The sequence below is a fragment of the Myroides sp. A21 genome (assembly GCF_000807225.1).
Lineage (GTDB): Bacteria > Bacteroidota > Bacteroidia > Flavobacteriales > Flavobacteriaceae > Flavobacterium > Flavobacterium odoratimimum.
In genome coordinates, this window is sequence record NZ_CP010327.1 from 2,627,758 (window position 1) to 2,650,973 (window position 23,216).

General features: G+C 33.8%; 19 protein-coding genes and 1 riboswitch. Of the genes, 14 read left to right on the forward strand and 5 right to left on the reverse strand.

The window, feature by feature from the left end:
- Positions 1 to 573, reverse strand: coding sequence for a Crp/Fnr family transcriptional regulator (locus tag MYRA21_RS11850; protein ID WP_006259408.1), 573 nt, complete (start codon positions 571 to 573; stop codon positions 1 to 3).
- A 391-nt stretch (positions 574 to 964) separates the two neighbouring features.
- A complete protein-coding gene (locus tag MYRA21_RS11855; protein WP_039329136.1) occupies positions 965 to 3,046 on the reverse strand; it encodes an LTA synthase family protein in 2,082 nt (693 codons plus the stop codon).
- A 315-nt stretch (positions 3,047 to 3,361) separates the two neighbouring features.
- Here MYRA21_RS11855 and bioB point away from each other — a divergent pair, with 315 nt between their 5' ends.
- From bioB to MYRA21_RS11870, 3 genes are all read left to right on the forward strand, one after another.
- A complete protein-coding gene (bioB, locus tag MYRA21_RS11860) occupies positions 3,362 to 4,336 on the forward strand; it encodes a biotin synthase BioB (RefSeq protein ID WP_006259406.1) in 975 nt (324 codons plus the stop codon).
- Positions 4,337 to 5,415: 1,079 nt separating this feature from the next.
- On the forward strand, positions 5,416 to 5,859 hold the full coding sequence (locus tag MYRA21_RS11865) for a hypothetical protein (RefSeq protein ID WP_006263210.1): 444 nt from the start codon (positions 5,416 to 5,418) through the stop codon (positions 5,857 to 5,859).
- Between the two features lie 254 nt (positions 5,860 to 6,113).
- Positions 6,114 to 6,386 (forward strand): TM2 domain-containing protein, encoded by a 273-nt coding sequence (locus MYRA21_RS11870; protein WP_006263211.1) that lies wholly within the window; start codon positions 6,114 to 6,116, stop codon positions 6,384 to 6,386.
- Between the two features lie 28 nt (positions 6,387 to 6,414).
- Here the strand turns inward: MYRA21_RS11870 and MYRA21_RS11875 are convergent, their stop codons facing one another.
- Positions 6,415 to 7,641, reverse strand: coding sequence for an MFS transporter (locus MYRA21_RS11875; protein WP_039329139.1), 1,227 nt, complete (start codon positions 7,639 to 7,641; stop codon positions 6,415 to 6,417).
- A gap of 89 nt (positions 7,642 to 7,730) precedes the next feature.
- Between MYRA21_RS11875 and MYRA21_RS11880 the strand changes: the two genes are divergently transcribed.
- From MYRA21_RS11880 to MYRA21_RS11900, 5 genes are all read left to right on the forward strand, one after another.
- Positions 7,731 to 8,624, forward strand: coding sequence for a LysR substrate-binding domain-containing protein (locus tag MYRA21_RS11880; protein ID WP_006263213.1), 894 nt, complete (start codon positions 7,731 to 7,733; stop codon positions 8,622 to 8,624).
- 309 nt (positions 8,625 to 8,933) lie between these two features.
- On the forward strand, positions 8,934 to 9,884 hold the full coding sequence (locus MYRA21_RS11885; protein WP_006259399.1) for an ABC transporter permease: 951 nt from the start codon (positions 8,934 to 8,936) through the stop codon (positions 9,882 to 9,884).
- Positions 9,877 to 10,824 carry an iron chelate uptake ABC transporter family permease subunit gene (locus tag MYRA21_RS11890; RefSeq protein WP_006259398.1) on the forward strand — a complete coding sequence of 316 codons (948 nt, stop codon included), beginning with the start codon at positions 9,877 to 9,879 and terminating at the stop codon, positions 10,822 to 10,824. The genes MYRA21_RS11885 and MYRA21_RS11890 overlap by 8 nt, the downstream gene beginning before the upstream one ends.
- The gene (locus MYRA21_RS11895) at positions 10,821 to 11,579 is read left to right on the forward strand and encodes an ABC transporter ATP-binding protein (protein WP_006259395.1); all 759 of its coding nucleotides are present in this window, start codon (positions 10,821 to 10,823) and stop codon (positions 11,577 to 11,579) included. The genes MYRA21_RS11890 and MYRA21_RS11895 overlap by 4 nt, the downstream gene beginning before the upstream one ends.
- A gap of 20 nt (positions 11,580 to 11,599) precedes the next feature.
- Positions 11,600 to 12,535, forward strand: coding sequence for a siderophore ABC transporter substrate-binding protein (locus tag MYRA21_RS11900; RefSeq protein WP_039329140.1), 936 nt, complete (start codon positions 11,600 to 11,602; stop codon positions 12,533 to 12,535).
- Between the two features lie 192 nt (positions 12,536 to 12,727).
- Here MYRA21_RS11900 and MYRA21_RS11905 read toward each other — a convergent pair whose 3' ends face one another.
- Entirely contained in the window at positions 12,728 to 13,153 is a 426-nt protein-coding gene (locus MYRA21_RS11905; protein WP_006259391.1) for an acyl-CoA thioesterase, read from the reverse strand.
- Positions 13,154 to 13,320: 167 nt separating this feature from the next.
- Positions 13,321 to 13,466, reverse strand: a riboswitch (cobalamin riboswitch).
- A gap of 541 nt (positions 13,467 to 14,007) precedes the next feature.
- Here MYRA21_RS11905 and MYRA21_RS11910 point away from each other — a divergent pair.
- Together MYRA21_RS11910 and MYRA21_RS11915 are read left to right on the forward strand one after the other, a co-directional pair.
- Positions 14,008 to 14,988, forward strand: coding sequence for an IS30 family transposase (locus MYRA21_RS11910; protein ID WP_039328002.1), 981 nt, complete (start codon positions 14,008 to 14,010; stop codon positions 14,986 to 14,988).
- 123 nt (positions 14,989 to 15,111) lie between these two features.
- Positions 15,112 to 15,435 carry a Bor family protein gene (locus MYRA21_RS11915; RefSeq protein ID WP_039329141.1) on the forward strand — a complete coding sequence of 108 codons (324 nt, stop codon included), beginning with the start codon at positions 15,112 to 15,114 and terminating at the stop codon, positions 15,433 to 15,435.
- Between the two features lie 248 nt (positions 15,436 to 15,683).
- Here the strand turns inward: MYRA21_RS11915 and MYRA21_RS11920 are convergent, their stop codons facing one another.
- Positions 15,684 to 16,334 (reverse strand): DUF6266 family protein, encoded by a 651-nt coding sequence (locus MYRA21_RS11920; protein ID WP_006265023.1) that lies wholly within the window; start codon positions 16,332 to 16,334, stop codon positions 15,684 to 15,686.
- Positions 16,335 to 16,941: 607 nt separating this feature from the next.
- On the opposite strand from MYRA21_RS11920, the gene MYRA21_RS11925 reads away from it, so the two are divergent.
- The 4 genes from MYRA21_RS11925 to MYRA21_RS11940 all read left to right on the forward strand — a co-directional run bounded on the left by MYRA21_RS11925 (position 16,942) and on the right by MYRA21_RS11940 (position 23,183).
- A complete protein-coding gene (locus tag MYRA21_RS11925; protein WP_039329142.1) occupies positions 16,942 to 18,927 on the forward strand; it encodes a thiamine pyrophosphate-dependent enzyme in 1,986 nt (661 codons plus the stop codon).
- 33 nt (positions 18,928 to 18,960) lie between these two features.
- Entirely contained in the window at positions 18,961 to 19,914 is a 954-nt protein-coding gene (locus tag MYRA21_RS11930; protein ID WP_039329143.1) for a phosphoribosylaminoimidazolesuccinocarboxamide synthase, read from the forward strand.
- A 10-nt stretch (positions 19,915 to 19,924) separates the two neighbouring features.
- The gene (locus tag MYRA21_RS11935) at positions 19,925 to 20,560 is read left to right on the forward strand and encodes a nitroreductase family protein (protein ID WP_006263219.1); all 636 of its coding nucleotides are present in this window, start codon (positions 19,925 to 19,927) and stop codon (positions 20,558 to 20,560) included.
- A 226-nt stretch (positions 20,561 to 20,786) separates the two neighbouring features.
- Positions 20,787 to 23,183 (forward strand): thiamine pyrophosphate-dependent enzyme, encoded by a 2,397-nt coding sequence (locus tag MYRA21_RS11940; protein ID WP_039329144.1) that lies wholly within the window; start codon positions 20,787 to 20,789, stop codon positions 23,181 to 23,183.
- Positions 23,184 to 23,216: the final 33 nt, after the last annotated feature.

Below are 23,216 nucleotides of genomic sequence, written 5' to 3' on the forward strand. Positions count from 1 at the left end.
TTATTCCTCTTCTTGTACTTTTTTTAAAGCACGGTTTAAGGTACGTGTAGTGATACCTAGATAAGAAGCCATATCTTCTTTAGAGATATGTACTTGTTCTTTCTCTTGTAGCTCTAACAGTTTTTCTAGTGCGTGTTCTACTGTATAAAGTTGTTGAAAAGAAGCTCTTTCACTAGTGTGAAATACTCTTAATGCTTCTACTTCGAGTAGGGTGTTATTAAAGGTTATATCTGTTTTTAATAAATGTTCAAATACGGATAGAGGAATGATATAAGCACTTACGGGTGTTATAGCTTCTACTGAGCATAGACAGTTTTTTTTACCAATAAACTCTATCTCTCCCATTATCTCTCCTGTACTTAAGAACTCAGGGATATATTCCTTACCATTTTCTTCTGTGATATAGCATTTAGTAATCCCTTCTTTAATAACAATAACCTTAGTAACAGGATCACCCTGATGTAGTAGAACTTCTTTAGGCTTATAAGGTTGCAATAAAATTTTGTCATTAAAAACATCAGTCTGTGCCAATGATTCAATGTATGATAGAAAGTCAATATTTATTCTTAACATTTTTTTATAGCATTAAGGACAAATGTCCTATGTGAGTTATACAATAATAGTGATTTTTGCAGTATCAAAATTAAGTATTAATACTTATTAATTTAAATGAATTAAGGAGTTTTATACTAAGATTAAGAAGAATGCTGTGCTAGTGTTTTCATTAATTAAATTTGATAAGTTTTTTTCAATTATATATTACAAAGTGATAAGTGTTTTTTAAAATTAAAACGGGAGAGCAAGGTAAGTGGTGTTTTCCCGTTTTCTTATGTAAATGTAGAATTGAATTATTTTAGAACAATTTTGTGTTGTTTATTTGTTGTAGACAGCATTCATATAAATAATTGTGTTACGTGTGTTTAAAAAAGCAGGGAGAGTAGTGTGCACTACTCTCCCTGCTTTTTTATTGATTATAACTCTTTGATTCTAGCTGTTTAGCTGTAAATTGATAAAATGAAATAGCTTCATCTACATACTTAGATTGTAATTCATCTAGTGTAGTAAGTGGAGTTATTAGATTATTTACTGCTTGAGTATTGAATGCATATTGTCTTACCTTCTGATTAGGACTAAGAATGGTTAATGTGTTGTCTCGGATATAGCCTAAATCTTGATATGTTGCTATAAAGGCTCTTGGTTTATAATCTGCTTGTAAAACATTAGTCCCAAAAAATTTAGAGTCATATTTAAAGTTAAGTATACCTAATAAGGTAGGCATGACATCTATCTGTGAGATCATTTGATCAAACTGTTGTGGAGCAAGCCCTTTAGGAGCATATATCATAGCAGGTATTCTATATTTATCTAAAGGTAGCTGTGTCTTACCCGCACTAGAAGCACAGTGGTCAGCTAAGATTACAAAGATGGTATTATCATACCATGGCTGTTGTTTAGCAAGTAAAAAGAATTCTTTAATAGCATAGTCAGTGTATCTAACTCCTTTATCTCTAGCACTAGTAAGGTCTGAGGTGTCTAATACTCCATCAGGATAAGTGAAGGGTCTATGATTACTTACAGTCATGATATGGTTAAAGAAAGGTTTGCCTTGCTGATATTCCTCATTCATTACTTCTATAGCTTTCTTAGCCATATCTCCATCAGCTACACCCCATACATTCTGAAAGGTAATCTGATCAGGTCTAAAATCACACTTATCTACAATGTTGTAATTATTGCCTTCGAAGAAGTCTTGCATATTGTCAAAATAAGCATCTCCTCCGTATAGGTACTTGACTGTGTATCCATTTTTAGCAAATACACTTCCTGTTGTAAACTTGTCTTTATTGTCTTTGCGCTTTACAACGCTTTCACCAGGAGAAGGTGGTATAGACATCGTTATAGCTTCTAGTCCACGTACAGTTCTGTTACCAGTAGCATATGTAGAGGTAAAGAATAAGCTTTTCATCGCTAGGCTGTCTAAGAAAGGAGTAAGTCTATTGGTATTGCCATAAAATTCCATAAAGTCCGCACTAAGACTCTCTATGCTTATGAGGACTACATTTTTTTTGATAGTTGTACTATCACTATTGATATGTCTAAGAAGTGAAGGAGCTCCGTTATATTGAGGGTAGAATTGTTTAATATTTTTAGCTAGTTCATCATCAGGCAGTGTATTGTAGAACTTAAAATAATCAATGACACTGTTATTAAAAGCTTGATAGAATTTAAAAACCCCATTACTTTCTAATTCTTCAGCGAATATATTATCTGTATTTAGAGGAGTCATTACCTTAGTAATAGCAGATAAAGAAATTCCAAATACAAGTAAATAAACAATACTAAGTATAACCTTATTTTTCAATGGAGCAAGATGTTCTATAACATACTCTGTTTTTTTGAAAATGTAATATGTAGTTAATAATGTGATTAAAGCGATGATGCTAAATAATGGAACCACTGGATAAGACTCCATAATATTACCAATGACCTCATTAGTATATACGAGATAATCAACTGCGATAAAGTTATATCTAACACCAAACTCATTCCAAAAAAAGAATTCACTCACTGTGTTTTGCACAAGGATTAATACGAAGATAAATAATGTAAGAGCATAACTTATTTTTCGAACGGTTGTTCTATGTTGAGGTAAGAAAAGACAGATGCCGAATAACACTGTTTTTATAGATAAGAAGGTAATAGCTATCTCAGGAAGTACATCGCCATATTCTGATATAATAGTTTTGCCAAAGGTAACCCATCCCCATAAACCTAATAGGATAGCGAATATGATATATCCATAGGGGTTATTATACTTCTGATTTGAAAAGAAAATAAAGTAGAGCCAAAATATAAAATATCCTATACTGAATATGAGAATATCACGGATAAAACCTAGCACAAATACAGATAATACTTCTCCTGAGGTAAAAGTAGAAGTGGTTATAGGGTGATTAATTAATACAATGCGGAGTACAAAATTCAGTAATAAGTAAAAATAAAGTAAGTATTTATACGGAATAAAGAATGATGGATTGTTTGACATAGTGATTGAGTTTTTTGTGTAATCTGTTTTGTGTTTTTCTCTATAACAATAAAGTAATATGTCTTATTGTGTTTTTAATGTTATTATTTTGATAATAATTGATTGAATGTGTGTTTATTTTTAATTTAACATGTTAATGATTTGCTTTAATTGGATTTAATATAATCATCTTGATGTTGTATATGAAATATAACGAGTATAGAGTGGTTGGTATAAAATTAGAAGTGGAATAGGTCTAAATCTAAAAGTGGACTAGTCTTTCCTTTTTCTTTCCTTCTATTTTTGAAATATCTATCATAAATAAACAAAGAGAAAATGGAAATTAGACACAACTGGACTAAAGCTGAGATTCAATCAATATATGATACTCCTTTATTAGAATTAATTCATCAAGCTTCTTTAGTACATCGTCAATATCACAATCCAGAGGAAGTACAAGTAAGTACTTTATTGTCTATTAAAACAGGAGGGTGTGTAGAGGATTGTTCTTACTGTGGACAGGCAGCTAGATATCATACAGATATAAAGGTACAGCGACTACTGCCTTTAGAGACTGTATTAGGCACTGCTAAAAAAGCAAAGGAAGCAGGGTCTTCTCGATTTTGTATGGCAGCTGCATGGAGAGAGGTAAGAGATAACAAAGACTTCGATAAAGTACTTGATATGGTTAAAGGTGTAAATGAAATGGGATTAGAAGTCTGTTGTACTTTAGGAATGTTAACAGAGGAACAAGCTAAAAGATTACAAGAGGCTGGCTTATATGCTTATAATCACAATTTAGACACCTCAGAAGATCACTATGACAAGGTTATCTCTACTCGTACATTTTCTAATCGTATTAATACTATTGATAATGTGCGCAAGGCAGGTATAACAGTATGTTCAGGAGGTATAATTGGTTTAGGAGAAAATGATGTAGATAGAATATCTATGTTGCATACCTTAGCTACTATGGATACACATCCAGAATCTGTACCTATTAATGCTTTAGTACGTGTAAAAGGGACACCTATGGAAGAAATGCCTAAAGTAGAAACTTGGGATATGATCAGAATGATTGCTACAGCTCGTATTGTGATGCCTACTACTATGGTGAGGTTAAGTGCTGGGCGTATAGAAATGTCTGATTATGAACAGGCAATGTGTTTTATGGCTGGAGCTAACTCAATGTTTTCAGGAGATAACGAAACATTATTAGTGACTCCTAATCCTAGTCTATCATCAGACCAAAGATTATTGAATAACTTAGGGTTGAAACCAATGCTATCTAAAAAAGAAGTAGAAGTATAAAAGATATTTTTATTTATAATATGTACTGAGAGTCTTAATCAATGTGATTAAGGCTCTTTTTGGTTAAAAAGTAGAATAATTGTTTAAAGTAGCTATTTAGGAATAGTTTTTGTCTGTAAAAATATTGATAATGTGTTTAGAGTATAGATAAGGTTTTATAAGTATTGAAAAGGGTTTTTTGAAATACTTAGGTGTTATATCGTGTTTTAGGTGAGATATGATGTATTTTATTGATGTAGAGTGAGTTATTGTGTTTGTAGATTCCAGAGCTAGTGACGGTGGGGACTGTTGTTTTGTAAGCTCTGGAATCTCTTTTTTAAAGCTAATACTCATGTCATGGCTTTTACTGTATTTGTATATTGCTAAGGTGTTTTATTAATGAGGTTTGAGATATTATAACGTTTTTGTTGATGTGATCTCTAGTTTTAATAAAAATAGTAGATGCCTTTTATGAAAAAAGAGGTATTAGGAGTTAAAAATAATTTGCGATATATAGTGGAAATAGAGGTCGAAAAGATATAAAAGTTAAAAAAACATATCAAAATGTAGAATTATAATCTTTTATGTCTTTAAAAAAGCAACAAAAAATTAAGGTAATTCTTGTTGTTATTTTTTATTGTATTTCTTATTATTCGTAATTTGTTTGTGGATATTAGTGTTAATAAGGTTAAAGTACTGTGTTTAGTTTGTTATATTATAAATGTTAACTTTTTGTATTGCTAAAAAAGTTTCTAATATTAGAATAAGATTAGGGTTATTCCATTAAGTTAGAAGTTAATATGTAGAATTTTTATGATTTATGTCATATTGATGCGAAAACTACGGTTATACATTTGTCTCAGAAAATAAAAGATAAGGTAACAATGTCGGAGTTACCTAGTATTTAAAAACGTTCTTTTTTAGTCTGTTTTTTATTATGTAAACTTAATTGTGTTTATTTTATTTACAGTGATTTTATATACCTGTAAAACGTCGAAAAGGGGAATGCAAGGCAGTTGATGTATTAATACCTCCAGAGGGAGAGGAGGTGTACACGGATTAAAAAAGATTATTATTAATTTTTTTTAATTATTTACATTATGAGACGATGTGCGCAAGTTTTAATTGGAGTTTTGATTATTGGTATGAGTTCATTATTAGCTAGTTGCAGTGCAGACGATAATAATAACTTAGAAATTGACAAAGCATTAAGTGTTAACAGTATTAATATTGAAAAAACATGGATTGTAGCTCATTTCGACTTCCAAGAAGGAGTGAGTAGAAGTCATAAAGAAAGATACCAAAAATCACTAATTGAAATTGATATCATGAAAGGTGGAAAGTACCAGGCAATTGACAAATACAGTTTAGAGGAATCTAAAGGAAATTGGGTACTAGAAGGTGAGATGATAAGTCTAGAAAATGATGCCGACGGAGAAGTGAAGAGATACAGAATCATTGATTTGAGTAGAGCAGAAGCTCTAGTTAGTCCAATTAATGTGAAAGAGATCTCACAAATGGAATTAGTGAGCTTTAAGAAATAGCTTCGGATAAGTTCACCTTATTGACAAAAGAGCAATCTATATTTTATAGGTTGCTTTTTTTATTGTATTGAAGTTTAAGTATTGGTGTTTTTTATTTTATTTTGAGAGTTAGTGGTTTTTGTAAAATAGTTATGTTAAGTAGCTGTTTTGTAGTAGTATTATTTGTGTTTGTTGTTTATATTTAAAATATTGTTATATTTTTCTTGTTTGTTCATTAAACAATTTTAATTTTGCAAAAAAAATAATATAAAAAGATGGAACAATTTACTACACAGAAAAGTGCAACTACACCTCCTCAAGAGAATAAGAAAGTAGTAGCTGGTATTTTAGGAATTTTATTACCTATTTTCGCTATCCATAAATTCTACTTAGGGTATACTAAAGAAGGTGTTATCCAATTAATCTTAGGATTAGTTACTTGTGGATTTGCTGGAATCATTGGACTTATTGAAGGAATTATCTATTTAACTAAAACAGATGAGGAGTTCTATAATACATACCAAGCAAACAAAAAAGGTTGGTTCTAATACATAGAAACATATAAACAAAAAGCCACTATTCAGTGGCTTTTTTCGTTTGTCTTGTACTTAGATAAGTCGCAAGAAGGGCTATTATAGTCATGCCTATAAGCGTATAGAAGAACCCATTCCAATTGCCTTTATTCACAAAGACTCCTGTAGAACTGCCTATAATACTTGAGCCTATATAATAAAAGAACCAATACAAGGCTGTAGCGGAACTTTTAGCTTCCTTACCTAGAGTTGTAACTACTCTGCTAGCGACGGTGTGTCCACTAAAGAATGAGATGGTGAAGAAAGTCAATCCTAATAGGATAATAACAAGATTGTCCATATACATACCTATTACACCTATTAACATTAACCCTAAAGCGATTAGGAGTATTTTACGAGATGAATATCTATCTGATAAAGATCCGGCAACCATATTACCAAAAATACCAAATGCGTACATTAAGAATATCATAGCGATAAGATAATGTGGTAAGTTATAAGGAGCTGATTCAAGTTTAAAACCTAAAAAGTTATATACACTTACGAACGCCCCCATTAGACAGATCGCGACGAGATACATAGCCATTATCTTATAGTTCTTAAATATAGACTTCATCTGTCGTAGTTTGTGTTTTATTTTTAGCTTTTTAGGAGTGAAGAATCTAGACTCTGGAAATAAGATATAAAAAGCAACGGCAATAACTACAGCGAGTATACCTATAGTAAATACTGCTGCTTGCCAACCAAGCCACCCAGATACTAATGCGGCAACAATTCTTCCAAACATTCCTCCAAAAGTATTTCCTGCCAAGTAAAAACTTATGGCTGTTCCGATGTACTTAGGGTCTATTTCTTCTGCTAAGTAGGCTAATGTCACTGCTGATACCCCAGATATGCACATTCCTTTTATAAAGTTAATATTGACTAAGATAGAAAAATCACTAGCCCATACAGATAAGAGGGTGAGCATCGTAGAGGTGACTAGAGAGAAGAGCATGATGTCTTTACGTGGATAACTATCTGCGATAAATGCAAAAAGTAATAGACCAATAGCCATACCTAAAGTACTAGCAGATACTAGATAGCTACTTTCAGAAGGTGTTACTTTAAAGTATTGTGTGATTTCAGATAATATAGGTTGGAAATTATATAATTGAGCGAATACAGAAACTCCTACTAAAAATATACTCCATTTAATCTTTTTGTACGTAGTGGTTCCTTTAACAGCTTTTATATGAACGACTTCTTCTGTATAGGTGGTGGTATTCATATTCTTTATTTTTTGTAAAGTTACGAGGAAGCTCTATATTAGTAAAACGGTATTTTTCTATTACATCAATCGGTAAAAACGATCAACTCATGGAACTAAGACAACTAAGGTATTTCTTAAAAGCAAAAGAATTACTCAATTTTACGGAAGCTTCTAAGCATTTATTTATTACACAGAGTACATTATCTCAACAAATAAAACAGTTAGAAGAAGAAATAGGCCAACCACTATTTGATAGAATAGGAAAGCGTATAGCACTGACAGAAGCAGGAGAGTTATTCTCTTTTTATGCTGAGAGAAGTATAAGAGCTGCAGAAGATGGAAAGCTCTTATTAGAGGATTTAGAGGGGCTAAAGACAGGAGTATTGCGTATAGGGCTTACGTGGGGACTAAAGTCTTTAGTTCTGTCTTCACTTACTCTTTTTACACAGACATATCCAGAAGTGAAGATAGAGGTGACATTTGGTACGACCAATGAGTTAATGCAGTATCTAGAGAAGCAGTATATTGATTTTGCTCTGACTTTTTTTGATGGAGCACATGAAGAGAATTTCATTTATAAGACTGTATTGATATCAGATATGGCTTTTATGGTTGCTAGAGATTCTGAATTAGCACTTCTAAAAGAGATTAGGCTAAAGGAGATAGAACAGTATAGACTAGCCTTGCCTGTACAGGGATTCAGTACACGTAACTTTTTAGACAGGGAGTTCGAAAAGTATAATATCCGACCTAATATCGCCATAGAGACTAATCAAACTTCTATGATTATTGACCTTGTCAAAAAAGGAGCTTATCAAACTGTTCTTACTTACGCAACTGTACATGGAGAAAAAGACCTTTATGCTATCCCGATTATAGATAGTGATATGAAGCGAGAAGCTGTTATTATTCAATTAAAAGACAGTTATCTCAAAAAGTCCGTGAGAGTATTTGTCGATTTATTAATGAATGAGAATAAAGATGAGTTAAACACATTATAACTGTATGTTTCAGCCTCTGTTTAGGTAATAAATGAGCTGTTATTTACCATGAAATAGAACTTAATGAGATTTATTTTAAAAAAGGCCGAATTGTGATTACTTTAATTTTAACGTTATAAAATTTAATTAATTAAAAAATGAAGAGTTAATACTTGTGTTTGTTTGATAAAATCCGTGTATACATTAGTATACCGATAATCTAACTAATTGAGTTTACATAAATTGATAAGTTTTTTTCTTTTGTTAGCCACTTTACTTTTTTATATTTGCGATTATTTAATTTGATTCTAAATAAAAACAAACGAGTAAATGATAAGAATATTATTAATTCTTATACTGATTATAGTTTCTTTCATCTCTGTATTTGTTGGCGTAAAAGATATATCTGTATTTGATATACACCGACTAGATCAGGATGAGATATTGGTTATGTTAGTAAGTAGATTACCCCGTATGATATCTGTATTAATAGCAGGTATTGGTATGAGTATTTCTGGATTGATTGTACAACAGATTTCTCTTAACAAATTTGTCTCACCGACTACGATGGGGACTTTAGACGCTTGTAAGATGGGAATATTATTTAGTATGATATTATTTCCAGGAGGAGGGATGGTCTATAAGATGATCTTATCATTTACAATAGCTTTATTAGCAAGTGTTATTTTCTTAAAGATCTCGAGTAAGATAAAAATGCGCAATATCATTTTTATTCCATTAGTAGGGATAGTTTTTGGAAATATCCTTAATGCGATATCTACGTTCTTTGCTTATAAAACGAACTTGGTTCAGAATATGGAAGGTTGGCTGATAGGAGACTTTTCATCTATTATCAAAGGGAACTATGAGATTTTATACTTAGGAGTTCCGATTGTGTTCTTGAGCTATTTATACGCTAATAAGTTTACTATCGTAGGTTTAGGAGAAGACACCGCGAGTAGTTTAGGATTAGACCATAAGAAGATTACTTATCTAGGATTGATATTTGTAGCTATTACTTCTACTGTAGTGGTTCTGACAGCAGGTGTGATTCCTTTTTTAGGATTGATTATTCCTAATATTGTGAGTTTGATGTTTGGAGATAATCTTAAGAAGACGATTAGTTATACAGCATTGATAGGAGCGATCTTTTTAATGGTATGTGATATAATAAGCAGAATGTTAATAGCACCTTATGAGATTCCGATAGGATTAACAGTAAGTATCATTGGTGGATTAATATTTTTAATACTAATATTTAAACGCGCTAAACATGTTTAAGAACAAGATTATTACAGTTTTAGCAGTTGTTTTATTATTATTCATTGCTATATATATGTTCACCTTTACGGGAACCAAATTAGATTATGTATTACCTAGAAGAGGATATAAGGTTATTGCGATGATTTTAATATCGTTTGCTATAGGGTATTCCTCTATTATATTTCAGACAATATCAGCTAATAGAATCTTGACACCTTCTATTATGGGGTTTGATTCATTCTATTTGTTGTTACAGTCTTTGCTAGTGTTTGCTTATGGAGATAGAACATTTCAGGTTCTTAATTCAGAAACCAACTTTGCGATATCTGTAGTATTAATGTTAGGATTCTCTTTAGTGATGTACTATTTAGTATTCAGAAGAGAGAGTAAGAGTATGTATTTATTACTATTAGTGGGACTGTTAATGGGAACACTGTTTAGGAGTTTCTCTTCTTTTATAGTAATGCTTATTGATCCTAATGAATTCTTAATCATACAGTCGGCAATGTTTGCTTCGTTTGATAAGATAAACCTAAATCTATTGACTATATCCGCTGTCTTATTAATAGCCTCTATGCTAGTGGGGATTAAATATTTTAGACAGTTAGATGTACTTAGTTTAGGTAGGGAGAATGCCATAAGTCTTGGGGTAGACTATCATAAAGTGATCAAAGCTAATTTGCTTATTATCTCTGTGATGGTAGCTATTTCTACAGCATTGGTAGGACCTATTACGTTTTTAGGAATATTAGTTGCCAATTTGACTTACGAGCTTGTGAAGAGCAGTAAGCATAGTTATATGGTACTAGCATGTTGTTTGCTAACAGCGGTTACTGTTGTAGGAGGACAATATCTAGTGGAGCATCTCTTTAATATGAGTACTACTATTAGTATTATTATCAATTTTGTAGGAGGGGTGTATTTTATTTATTTATTATTAAAAAGTAACAAAGGATGATAGAAGTAAAGAATGTATCTAAGACGTATGGTGAGAAGATGATTCTAAATGATGTGTCAGTTTCTTTTCCAAAAGGGAAAATCACATGTCTAGTAGGAGGGAACGGAACAGGTAAGAGTACTCTGTTATCTATTATTAGTCGTTTAGTCGCTAAAGACTCAGGACTTATCAATTTATTAGATCAAGATATTGTCAATTTTAAGAATAGAGATTTCGCAAAAAGATTATCAATCTTAAAACAAGCAAATCATCCTAATGTAAGGTTAACAGTTAAAGAGTTAGTGGAGTTTGGGCGCTTTCCACATTCTCAAGGTAGAATGAACGCTATCGATCATGAGAAGGTAGAGGAGAGTATTGCTTTTATGGGACTAACAGATATTCAAGAACAATACATAGATGAATTAAGTGGAGGACAGCGTCAACGTACTTTCTTAGCGATGGTGTTGGCTCAGGATACAGAGTATATTCTGTTAGACGAACCACTTAATAATTTAGATATGAAACACTCTGTCGAGATTATGAAGATTCTTCGAATTTTGGCAGATGATTATGGAAAGACCATAATTATTGTAGTGCACGACATTAATTATGCTTCTTCGTATGCAGACTATATTGCAGCAGTTAAAGATCATAAGATTATCCATTTCGGATTAACGGATGATATTATTCGCGAGGATATTATGAAAGAAGTTTTCGATATAGATATGACTATTGTAGATAACTGTAATAATAAGGTGTGTATATACTTTAAATAATTTTAACTAATCGAGTTGTTATGAGTAAATTTTTAATAAGCTGCGTGGCAGCTTCAGCTTTAATCTTTACGTCTTGTAAAGAAACGAAGACAGAGACTACAGAGGAGAATGTAGCAAAAGTGACAGTTGAGCACTTGTCAGGAACTACTGAAGTAAAAGAAAACCCTAAAAACACTGTTATTCTTAGTTATGGAATGATAGATACTTTTGAGGATTTAGGTATAGAATTTAAAGGAGCTCCTAAAGGTAATATGCCTGCTTACTTATCTAAGTATGCAGATGATGCTAACTTAGTAGATGTAGGTGGTATTAAAGAACCTAATATGGAAAAAATAAATGCAGCTGAACCAGAACTTATCATTATCGCAGCTCGTACTGCTGCTATGTATGATGAGTTTAGTAAAATAGCTCCTACTATTAATCTTGATATTGATATTAAAGATTATATGAATTCTTTTAAAGCTAGCCAACGTACAGTAGGTAAGTTGTTTGGTAAAGAAGAGTTGGTAGAGAAAGAGTTAAAAGTAATCGATGAGCGTGTGGCTAAGATTAACGAGACTACTGCTAAATCTGAGAAAAGAGGTTTAGTTGTGCTTGCTAACGAAGGACGTTTAAGTGCTTATGGAAAAGGATCTCGTTTCGGGATTATCCATGATGTATTCGGATTAAAACCTGCTGATCAAAACATCGAAGCTGCTACACATGGTCAAGCGATCTCTAATGAGTTCATTAAAGAATTAAACCCAGATTACATCTTCGTAATCGATAGAGGAGCTGCTATTAAGAGAGCTACTATGGGTAAAGAGGAGTTTGCTAATGCATTAGTAAAACAAACAAACGCATATAAAAATGATAAAATCATTTTCTTAAACCCAGAAATATGGTATTTATCAGGAGGAGGACTTAAGTCTATCAAAATGATGTTAGACGAAGTTGAGCAAGCAATTGCTGAATAATCTTTAATTTTTTTGCGATAAAAGCTATCTGAATAAGGTAGCTTTTATTGTGAAATAGTGTTGTGGCTTGAGCAAATTCTTGTTAGAAGACGCCAAGCGTGTGCTGTTTTTAGAATAGAAATCAAAACAGTGTGTATAAAAAAATCCCTAATGATTATTCGTTAGGGATTTTTTGTATGATATAAAGATTTACTATTCTTCTACTTCGTCAAATACAGGAACAGGGCGTTTGCTCTCATTGATCGCTACTAAAGTAAATGTACCAGTCATCGCTTTTTCTCTTCCTTCTCTGTACATACTTTCTACGAATACATCTACGCGTACATCTAGGCTCGTTCTTCCTACACGTACTACTGTCCCGATAAGCTCTACTAGTGTTCCTGCAGGGATAGGATGATTAAAATCAATCTTATCACTAGATACAGTTACAATAGGTTTACGACAGAAACGTGTAGCTGTCATGAATGCTATCTCATCCATAATGTACATTACCGCTCCACCGAACATGGTGTTGTGGTGATTAGTTTGTCCTGGGAATACAGCTTTAAATACGTGTGTTTCCGAATCCTTTATTTTTTTTTGGATACGTAACTCTCTGTTTGTTAATTGACCTTCCATATTGTTGTAATGATTCTTTTTTTGAGTTAGTTATTACTTTTAATATTCATAAATTATGGAATAGCTATTTTGGCTTTTAGTTGTTTAGTATACTATTCTTTCTAAAATGTCATAAGGGAAAGATATTAGTATAACTATGTTGCTTCAAATCGCGAAAGCAATACCATAATATTATACTTCTACTGTGTAGGTGATCTGACTTATAATTAGTTCTAATTACTTACAGTTGCGCGACAGCTCGTGAGTTTCACACGATTCCCCTGACAGAGTAGTTTATTCAATGTATAACCTTGCAAATATAAGTACTATAAATGGGAAATGATTAATCTAGTGTAAATCTTAGTTCATTTTTAACCCAGATTATGTATTTGGCATCTAAACGAATAGTTATTATACAAAACAGGTCTACATGAGTGATTTCACTTAGAGTAAGGTTATATCGCTAATGAAAGAACCAGGGGGCAGAATTGCTTTGTAGTATTGGGTTAATATGTAAGGTGATTCTGAGGGGGATAAAGCTTTTAGGGGGAGTTATTTGTTGTATTAATCAGTGTATATTTCGCCTTGATTTGTATGTAAAAAAAACTTATTTAGATCTAATTAGCGATACGTAATCTGATTTATAAAGTGAATAGCTTAAATTGACTATTTATGTCTTTATTTATTACAGTTCTAAATAGTAGTATTTTTAAATTACATTTCTGTTTTTAATATTTTTTATAAGTCTTAGATTCAACAAATAAATGCAACAGCATTTAAAAGAACAGCGGGGAACATTTGCCCCATGGGGCAAATGTTCCCCGCTGTTGGCGAAAAAAAACATCTACTTTTGAAGTTCCTACACAATCAAAAAGATGTCACATTTAACGTTAGAACAAAGATACAAAATAGAAGCATATAAAAATTTAGGTAGATCACTTAGTGAAATAGGTGATTATATAGGCAAAGACAGATCAGTTGTTAGCAGAGAGCTTAAACGTAATTCAGATGGTAGAAACGGTGTTTATAAAGCCGATCTTGCTCAAAAAAAGACAACACTTCGTCATAAAGAAAAACCTAAGCATAAACGCTTAAATAAAAGTGTCAAAGCAACCATTTTGTCGCTGCTCAATAAAGATTATAGCCCTGAACAAATAGTAGGAAGATGTAAAATAGAGAAGATAGAAATGGTTTCAGTAGAATGTATTTATCAGTTTATTTGGAAGGATAAAAAGCAAGGAGGAAAGCTTTATAAGCATCTACGAAATAAAGGGAAAAAATATCGTAAAAGAGGAAGCAATAAAGATAGTAGAGGGGTAATATCGAACAGATTAGATATAGATGAAAGACCTGGTATTGTTGACAAAAAAGAAAGAATAGGAGACTTAGAAATTGATTTGATAATAGGAAAAAATCATAATGGAGCCTTATTAACTATTAACGATAGAGCCACAGGGATTTTACTAATGGGGAAGGTTGAATCTAAACAAGCTCATGCGATAGAGGCTAAAACAATAGAGCTATTAAAGGATTACAAACCTCTTCTACATACAATCACTTCTGATAATGGAAAAGAGTTTGCAAACCATCAAAATATAGCTAATGCGTTACAGATTGCCTATTATTTTGCAAAACCTTATCACAGTTGGGAAAGAGGCGCTAATGAAAATTTAAATGGTTTAGTCAGACAATATTTCCCGAAAATGAGTAACTTCGATTTAATTACACAACAACAAATAGATAGAGTTGTAAATATTTTAAACAATAGACCAAGAAAGAGATTTGGTTTTAAATCGCCTAATGAAGTTTTTGCAGATAAATTAGACAAAATAGCAACTGTTGCATTTATAACTTGAATTCACGAGTTATTTATTTGATAATCTATATTATCTATGATATTGTTATAATACTGTCTCTCTATTTTTAATATACTTCAAGGGGTAGTATATTTAGAATCATTAAAAATAAGAATAGTAAAAATGAAGACAATTAAATTAGCCTTGATGGGTTGTGTAGTTGCAATAACTATGACATCTTGTTATACAGCAAAAGTAGCAGTAGGTGATACTGATCTAACAATGCCTGTGGTAGAAGTAAACAAAAAGAAGAATCATGCGCTTATAGCAGGTTTAATTCCTTTAAACAAAGGGTATAAAGGAAGTGAACTAGCAGATAAGAAAACGAACTATGTTGTGAAGACTCAAATGAGCTTTGTAGATGGTCTATTAGGATGTATTACTTTTGGTATTTACACTCCTACGACTACCACTATCTATGTACCTATGGAGGACTTTAAGAAATAGTTGTTGCTCTTAGAAGTATTAAAAAGGATTAGATAATCAGTAGGTTATCTAATCCTTTTTTTGTTTTAAGCGTTACATCAGTTATCATCATCAGATTATATAGTTCATTATTCTACCTAATGTACTATGAAATGAATCTGATAGATAATATAAAAGTTCTATTAGGTATAATAGCATAGTGTATCTACTTCATTTCTATCGGTTGTTTAGGCAGGAATGAAGTAGAGTACTACACTGTATCTGATCAGCTAATCTAGAGCTATTTCTTCGTGATATAAACTTGTGCTATTCAGTGTCTCTTCTTTGTTTTTCCACATTGTCCAGATATGGATTGTACCGTAAGTCCATTGTTCTTTCAGTGTGATCAGTCCTATTTTATCCATTCGTTGTCCTACCGTATCATAGATCTGAAATTCCTCTTCTTCATTGTGAAAGATTACGACGCTTAGCAGGTCAGATTCTGCTGTCATGCTGTTATAGCTATTGTCTTCCCATTCTAGTTTGATTTGCTTATCTTCTGTAAGTTGTATTTTATGGATATGTGCTACAGGAAGTGTTCCTATAGATACAGTGACTAGATTGAGTTGTAAGTACCCTCTATTGTCTTCATAGCCGATACCATGTCTGAGTAAAAACGAAGATTGTTGTTCTGTACCATTGATGAGTGATTTTTCACCTTGTCTCATTGGTGTGTATTGATTAATAAATCCTCTTATTTTGGCTAAAAAAGAAGATACAAGTGCCATTTTCTCCTGCTGTATCCGCTGTTTTTCTGAAAAAGGTTTAGTGCTTTTCCTCGCTTTAGATCGCCAGAAATAGCGACCTCGCCATCTTACGCCTATTACGGGACCTACCTTACCAGATACGCCACCTAACATTCCGTTCATTGCTTCTGCCATAATATTGATTTTTAAATGGTTGATTTACTTCTTGTAAAATTAAGATATCAGAAGGGTACTTTTCTTCTAGTTCACTTCTCGTCCATTTATTGAACCCTTGATGAAGCCAGTAAATACGTTTTTAGAGGCAAAAAAAGTTAAAAATACTTTGAATACTATCAGCATTTTATTTACATCTGTCTTTATTGAAAGTTGATTAGACATTTGAGTTTAGCTTATATTTCTATGGTATTGCTAGAGGGTTGCTAGAGGTATCCTTGCACATTCCTTCGAGAAAATGCCTCTCTAGGCAAGTAAACTGCAAGAAAACCCCTAGAATACTCCTAGAATCAGCAAGCGAGATGGTGTAGAGAATATGTCAGCACAAGTAGGATAGATGATTTTTTTAAATTTGTCATGTAAGATATTATGAAGTATAGAATGGTGGAGAGATTGCAATATCAGGGAATGAATTTGAGAGATTATACAGTAAGAATGTTTTAAAGTTTTTTGAAAGTAAGTATTGTTATGAGTTGTAAAAGTGATTATAGAATAATGTAATTACTTGTTTAGAATTAATTTGTTTAGTAGGGGCAAATGCTTATTTTTAGAGTCTATTAAACCAATTATGAAACAATTACATTACGATCGAAAAAACTTAACAGACCAAGAGTTACTTGGACTTTATAAAAAATTACTCAAACCTAGAATGGTAGAGGAAAAGATGCTTATCCTGATCAGACAGGGCAAAGTATCTAAATGGTTCTCCGGAATAGGGCAAGAGGCTATCAGTGTAGGAGTGACTGCTAGTTTAGAGCAGGACGAATACATTCTGCCTATGCACCGAAACTTAGGGGTGTTTACCTCTAGAGATATTCCTTTACACCGCTTGTTCTCTCAATGGCAAGGAAAGGCAAATGGGTTCACTAAGGGACGTGAGCGTTCTTTTCACTTCGGTACACAAGAATATCATATAGTGGGGATGATTTCTCACTTAGGTCCCCAGTTGGGTGTAGCAGATGGTATCGCTCTAGCGCATACCTTGAGAAATGAGAATAAGATAACAGCAGTATTTACAGGTGAAGGAGCTACTTCTGAAGGAGACTTCCACGAGGCGCTGAATATTGCTTCTGTGTGGGACTTACCTGTTCTTTTTGTAATCGAGAATAATGGTTATGGACTGTCGACTCCTACGAATGAGCAGTATAGATGTGAGCATCTAGCAGATCGTGCGATAGGATATGGGATGGAAAGTCATATTATAGATGGGAATAATATCTTAGAAGTATACCAGCGGATCAGTGCACTGGCACAATCTATGCGTGAGAATCCTCGTCCTGTATTGATAGAGTTCTTGACCTTTAGAATGCGTGGGCACGAAGAAGCTAGTGGTACAAAGTATGTGCCTCAAGAACTGATGGATATGTGGCAACTAAAAGACCCTGTGGAGAATTACAGAGCTTATCTAAAAGAAATAGGCGTACTGACAGATGCTTTAGACGAACAGATTAGAGAAGAGTTTAAACAAGAGATAGACAAGGACTGGAAGGCAACACAAGAAGAGCCTGCTATAGTAGCTGACTTGGTTACGGAGCTAAATGATATGTATGCTCCTTATCAGTATGAAGATATACAACCAACAGCAGAAGTAGCTAATATTCGACTGATAGATGCGATATCAGAAGGGTTAAAACAATCTTTTGAACGCCATGATAACTTAATCATCATGGGGCAAGATATTGCAGAATACGGAGGTGCATTTAAAGTAACAGATGGTTTCGTAGAGCAGTTTGGCAAAGGGCGTATTCGCAATACACCTATCTGTGAGAGCGCAGTAGTCTCTGCCGCGATGGGGTATTCTATCAATGGAGGAAAAGCGATTATGGAGATGCAGTTTGGCGATTTTGTATCTACTGGGTTTAATCCGATTGTAAACTATTTGGCAAAGATACATTACAGATGGAATGAGAAGGCAGATGTGGTCGTGCGTATGCCGTGTGGTGGTGGTACACAAGCAGGCCCATTCCACTCACAGACCAATGAAGCTTGGTTTACAAAAACACCAGGACTTAAGGTAGTGTACCCTGCTTTTCCGTATGATGCAAAAGGGCTAATGGCTACTGCTATTAATGACCCTAATCCTGTGATCTTCTTTGAGCACAAACTGTTGTATAGGAGTATTTATCAGGATGTACCTAAGGATTATTATACACTGCCGTTTGGAAAGGCGAGTGTGTTGAGAGAAGGGGCAGATGTGACCGTAGTGACCTTTGGAGCAGGAGTGCATTGGGCGATGGAAGTGCTAGACAAGCACCCTGATATTAAGGCTGATTTGATAGATTTACGAACTTTACAACCTTTAGATGAGGAAACTGTATTTAAATCAGTGAAAAAAACAAATAAAGTTATAATTTTGCAGGAAGATTCCTTATTCGGAGGAATTGCAAGTGATATGTCGGCGATGATTATGGAGAATTGTTTTGAAGACTTAGATGCACCTGTAAGAAGGGTAGCCAGTTTAGAGACAGCCATACCATTTGTGAAAGCTTTAGAAGATCAATATCTGCCTAAGGACAGATTTGAAACAGCGCTATTAGATTTGATAGCCTACTAGAATAGAAAAGAACTACACAACTATAACAAGAATATGAATAACACAATCACAAAAACGGGTTTTGAGTTTCCAAATCAAAAGTCAGTTTACCGCGGAAAAGTAAGAGAAGTTTATAATATAGCAGACGACTTATTAGTTATGGTTGCTACAGATAGATTATCGGCTTTTGACGTTATTATGCCTAAGGGAATTCCCTTTAAAGGACAAATCCTAAATCAGATAGCAACCAAGTTTATGGAGATGACAAGTGACATCGTTCCTAACTGGTTAGTAGCTACACCTGATCCTAATGTAGCGGTGGGGCATGTATGTGAGCCGTTTAAGGTGGAGATGGTGATCAGAGGTTATCTAGCTGGGCATGCTGCTCGTGAGTATGCAGAAGGAAAGAGAGTGTTATGCGGAGTGACTTTGCCAGAAGGGTTAAAAGAGAATGATCAATTGCCATCACCTATTATCACTCCATCTACTAAAGAAGATTTAGGAGCTCATGATGTAGATATCTCGAGAGAAGATATCTTGGCAAGAGGGATTGTCTCTGAAGAAGATTATTTGGTATTAGAGCAATACACATACGCACTGTATCAGAGAGGAAGTGAGATAGCAGCAGAGCGCGGTTTGATCTTAGTGGATACTAAATATGAATTTGGGAAGACTAAAGACGGAAAGATTGTGTTAATCGATGAGATACATACGCCAGATTCTTCTAGATACTTCTATGCAGAGGGCTATGAAGAAAGACAAGCAAAAGGGGAGGCTCAAAAGCAATTGTCTAAAGAGTTCGTCAGACAATGGTTAATCAGCAATGGCTTTCAAGGAAAAGAAGGACAGGCAATACCAGAGATGACGGATGAGTATATCAATAGTGTATCAGATAGATATATAGAGCTATATGAGAAGATTATAGGAGAACCATTTGTGAAGGCTGATATCTCTAATATTAATGAACGTATAGAGAATAATGTTTTAGCTTTTTTGGCTAAGAGATAATTAATAAATTATGGAGTTACTAAAGAGTTTACAGTGGCGTTATGCTACTAAGAAATATAATAGTTCAGTTAAGATAGCAGACGAAAAAGTAATGCAGATCATCGAGGCAGCTCGTATGGCACCTACTTCTTCTGGATTACAACCTTTCGAGATGATCTTAATCAAGAATCAAGAGTTAAAAGAGAAGCTATTACCTGTGATTATGAATCAAAGTCAGGTGGTGGATAGTTCACATGTTTTGGTTTTTGCCGCTTGGGATGCTTATACAGAAGAGCGCATTGATGCTGTGTTTGATAATGTAGAGAAGACGAGAGAGTTAGCTCCTGGTGCTATGAATGATTATAAAGGATTTATCAAAGGTAACTTTGCAGCAATGTCACAAGAGAAGCAAGCAGAGCATGCAGCTCGTCAGGCTTATATTGCTTTTGGTATGGCTATCGCAGCAGCAGCTGAGTTAAGAGTAGATGCTTCGCCTATGGAGGGCTTCTACAATGATCAGTTAGATGAGGCATTAGGTTTAGATAAGAAAGGACTGAAAAGTGTAACTATTTTAGCGATAGGAGAAAGAGATCATGAAAATGATTGGTTATTACCTATGAAGAAAGTACGTTTTGCACTAGAAGATATTTTAACAATTATCGAATAATAGATATCCCCTCTTGGTAGGGGATATTTTTTTATATGTGATTACGAAATTCATAATATCGTTTTGTTAAAAATACTTTAATTTTTACTTAGTGTAATTTTTTTACTGTTTTTTTGATTGATTATCAAAAGATGTATGTATTAATTCAATATAATGAAGAAGTATGTACTAGCTTTTTTAGTGATATTATTTTATATTCGTAACAAGTAAATTAGTGTATTTTACAATGAGTCAAAAAGAAACAAAAACGGCTCTTTCTTACGATGATTTTAAGAAAGAAGTAATTCAAGATTATAAGATTGCGAAACTAAGTAGAGAATGTAGTTTACTTGGTAGACGTGAAGTGCTTACAGGAAAAGCGAAGTTTGGAATTTTTGGAGATGGAAAAGAGGTGCCACAGCTTGCTATGGCGAAGGCTTTTCAGAATGGAGACTTTAGATCTGGATATTACCGCGATCAGACTTTTATGATGGCGATAGGACAATTGACAGTAGAACAATTTTTTGCAGGACTTTTTGGACATGCTGATTTAGAGAATGATCCGATGTCTGGAGGTCGTCAGATGGGAGGGCACTTCGCTACTCACAGCTTAGACGAGAACGGAAATTGGAAAAAATTAGTTGACCAAAAAAACTCAAGTGCAGATATATCACCTACAGCTGGGCAAATGCCTAGATTATTAGGATTAGCTCAAGCTTCTAAATTTTATAGAGAGTTTGCAGATGCTGATAAAGAAGGAAACTTCTCTGTAAATGGTAATGAGGTAGCATGGGGTACGATAGGTAATGCTTCTACTTCAGAAGGATTATTCTTCGAGACAATCAATGCTGCTGGGGTATTACAAGTACCTATGGTAATGAATGTATGGGATGACCAATACGGTATCTCTGTACACGCAAAATACCAAACTACAAAAGAGAATATCTCTGAGATATTAAAAGGATTCCAAAGAGATGAACACGGTAAAGGATATGAAATCCTACGTGTAAAAGGATGGGATTATGTAGCTTTAGTAGATACTTATAACCAAGCTTCTAAAATAGCTAGAGAAGAACACGTGCCTGTATTAGTACACGTACAAGAGTTAACTCAACCTCAAGGACACTCTACATCGGGTTCTCATGAGAGATATAAGAGCCCAGAGCGTTTAGCTTGGGAAGTAGAGCACGACTGTATCGTTCAGATGAGAAACTGGATGATTACTTCTGATATTGCTACTGCGGAAGAGTTAGATGAGCTAGATAAACAACTTAAAAAAGAAGTTTTAGAAGGCAAAAAAGCAGCTTGGAAAGCTTATGTAGATCCAATCATCGCTGAGCGTAATGAATTAGTAGCTTTATTAGGTACTGTAGCTGCATCTAGTGCAAATAGAGTATTTATAGAGAAAATGGCTAATGATTTAGCTGGTATTAAAGAGCCAATCAGAAGAGATGTAATCACTACAGCTCGTAAGGTACTGAGAATGGTGATTAAAGAATCAGGTAAAGGTGCATTAGTGCAGTATATCGATGATTTCTTCGCTAAGAACCAACCTAGATATAGCTCTCACCTAATGACGGGTACAGCTACAGCTATTGAAGAGGTACTGCCTACTTATGATGCAGATGCTACAGAAGTAGATGCTCGTGTAGTACTAAGAGATAACTTCGATACTATCTTAGAAAATCATAAAAATGTGATGATCTTCGGAGAGGATTCTGGTAATATCGGTGACGTAAACCAAGGATTAGAAGGACTTCAAGAGAAACATGGATTAAATAGAGTAACAGATACTGGTATTAGAGAGGCTACTATCTTAGGTCAAGGTATCGGTATGGCAATGCGTGGGCTAAGACCTATCGCTGAGATTCAGTACTTAGATTACTTATTATATGCTATCCAAATCATGAGTGATGATTTAGCTACTCTTCAATATAGAACAGTAGGTCGCCAAAAAGCTCCATTGATTGTTAGAACACGTGGTCATAGATTAGAAGGTATCTGGCATTCAGGATCTCCTATGGGGATGATTATAAATGCAATCAGAGGAATGCATGTATTAGTTCCAAGAGATATGACAAAAGCAGCAGGATTCTACAATACTTTATTAGAGAGTGATGAGCCTGCTTTATTAATCGAGTGTCTTAATGGATACCGCTTAAAAGAGAAAATGCCTAATAACTTAGGGCAGTTTAAAACTCCTATCGGTGTAGTAGAGACCATCAAAGAAGGAAAAGATATGACAATCGTATCTTATGGTTCTACCTTAAGAATTATAGAGCAAGCTGCAAAAGAGTTGTTAGAAGTAGGAATAGATGTTGAGATTATAGATGCTCAGTCTTTATTGCCATTTGACTTGAACCACGATATCGTGAAGAGTCTTGCTAAAACAAATCGCCTGTTAGTTATCGATGAAGATGTACCAGGTGGTGCTTCTGCTTATATCCTTCAAAAAGTGTTAGAAGAACAAAAAGGATACCGTCACTTAGATAGCGATCCTCAAACATTGACTTCTAAAGCACACAGACCTGCTTATGGTACAGACGGAGATTACTTCTCTAAGCCATCAGCAGAAGATGTTTTTGAAAAAGTTTATGCAATGATGAATGAGGTAAATCCTAATTTATACCCTGCATTATATTAAAAATATGAAGTAAAAACCTCCCATATTGGGAGG

Coding starts and splice junctions, on each gene's coding strand:
- MYRA21_RS11850 (WP_006259408.1), bottom strand. CDS start 573: ATGTTAAGAATAAATATTGACTTTCTATCATACATTGAATCATTGGCA.
- MYRA21_RS11855 (WP_039329136.1), bottom strand. CDS start 3,046: ATGTCAAACAATCCATCATTCTTTATTCCGTATAAATACTTACTTTAT.
- bioB (WP_006259406.1), top strand. CDS start 3,362: ATGGAAATTAGACACAACTGGACTAAAGCTGAGATTCAATCAATATAT.
- MYRA21_RS11865 (WP_006263210.1), top strand. CDS start 5,416: ATGAGACGATGTGCGCAAGTTTTAATTGGAGTTTTGATTATTGGTATG.
- MYRA21_RS11870 (WP_006263211.1), top strand. CDS start 6,114: ATGGAACAATTTACTACACAGAAAAGTGCAACTACACCTCCTCAAGAG.
- MYRA21_RS11875 (WP_039329139.1), bottom strand. CDS start 7,641: ATGAATACCACCACCTATACAGAAGAAGTCGTTCATATAAAAGCTGTT.
- MYRA21_RS11880 (WP_006263213.1), top strand. CDS start 7,731: ATGGAACTAAGACAACTAAGGTATTTCTTAAAAGCAAAAGAATTACTC.
- MYRA21_RS11885 (WP_006259399.1), top strand. CDS start 8,934: ATGATAAGAATATTATTAATTCTTATACTGATTATAGTTTCTTTCATC.
- MYRA21_RS11890 (WP_006259398.1), top strand. CDS start 9,877: ATGTTTAAGAACAAGATTATTACAGTTTTAGCAGTTGTTTTATTATTA.
- MYRA21_RS11895 (WP_006259395.1), top strand. CDS start 10,821: ATGATAGAAGTAAAGAATGTATCTAAGACGTATGGTGAGAAGATGATT.
- MYRA21_RS11900 (WP_039329140.1), top strand. CDS start 11,600: ATGAGTAAATTTTTAATAAGCTGCGTGGCAGCTTCAGCTTTAATCTTT.
- MYRA21_RS11905 (WP_006259391.1), bottom strand. CDS start 13,153: ATGGAAGGTCAATTAACAAACAGAGAGTTACGTATCCAAAAAAAAATA.
- MYRA21_RS11910 (WP_039328002.1), top strand. CDS start 14,008: ATGTCACATTTAACGTTAGAACAAAGATACAAAATAGAAGCATATAAA.
- MYRA21_RS11915 (WP_039329141.1), top strand. CDS start 15,112: ATGAAGACAATTAAATTAGCCTTGATGGGTTGTGTAGTTGCAATAACT.
- MYRA21_RS11920 (WP_006265023.1), bottom strand. CDS start 16,334: ATGGCAGAAGCAATGAACGGAATGTTAGGTGGCGTATCTGGTAAGGTA.
- MYRA21_RS11925 (WP_039329142.1), top strand. CDS start 16,942: ATGAAACAATTACATTACGATCGAAAAAACTTAACAGACCAAGAGTTA.
- MYRA21_RS11930 (WP_039329143.1), top strand. CDS start 18,961: ATGAATAACACAATCACAAAAACGGGTTTTGAGTTTCCAAATCAAAAG.
- MYRA21_RS11935 (WP_006263219.1), top strand. CDS start 19,925: ATGGAGTTACTAAAGAGTTTACAGTGGCGTTATGCTACTAAGAAATAT.
- MYRA21_RS11940 (WP_039329144.1), top strand. CDS start 20,787: ATGAGTCAAAAAGAAACAAAAACGGCTCTTTCTTACGATGATTTTAAG.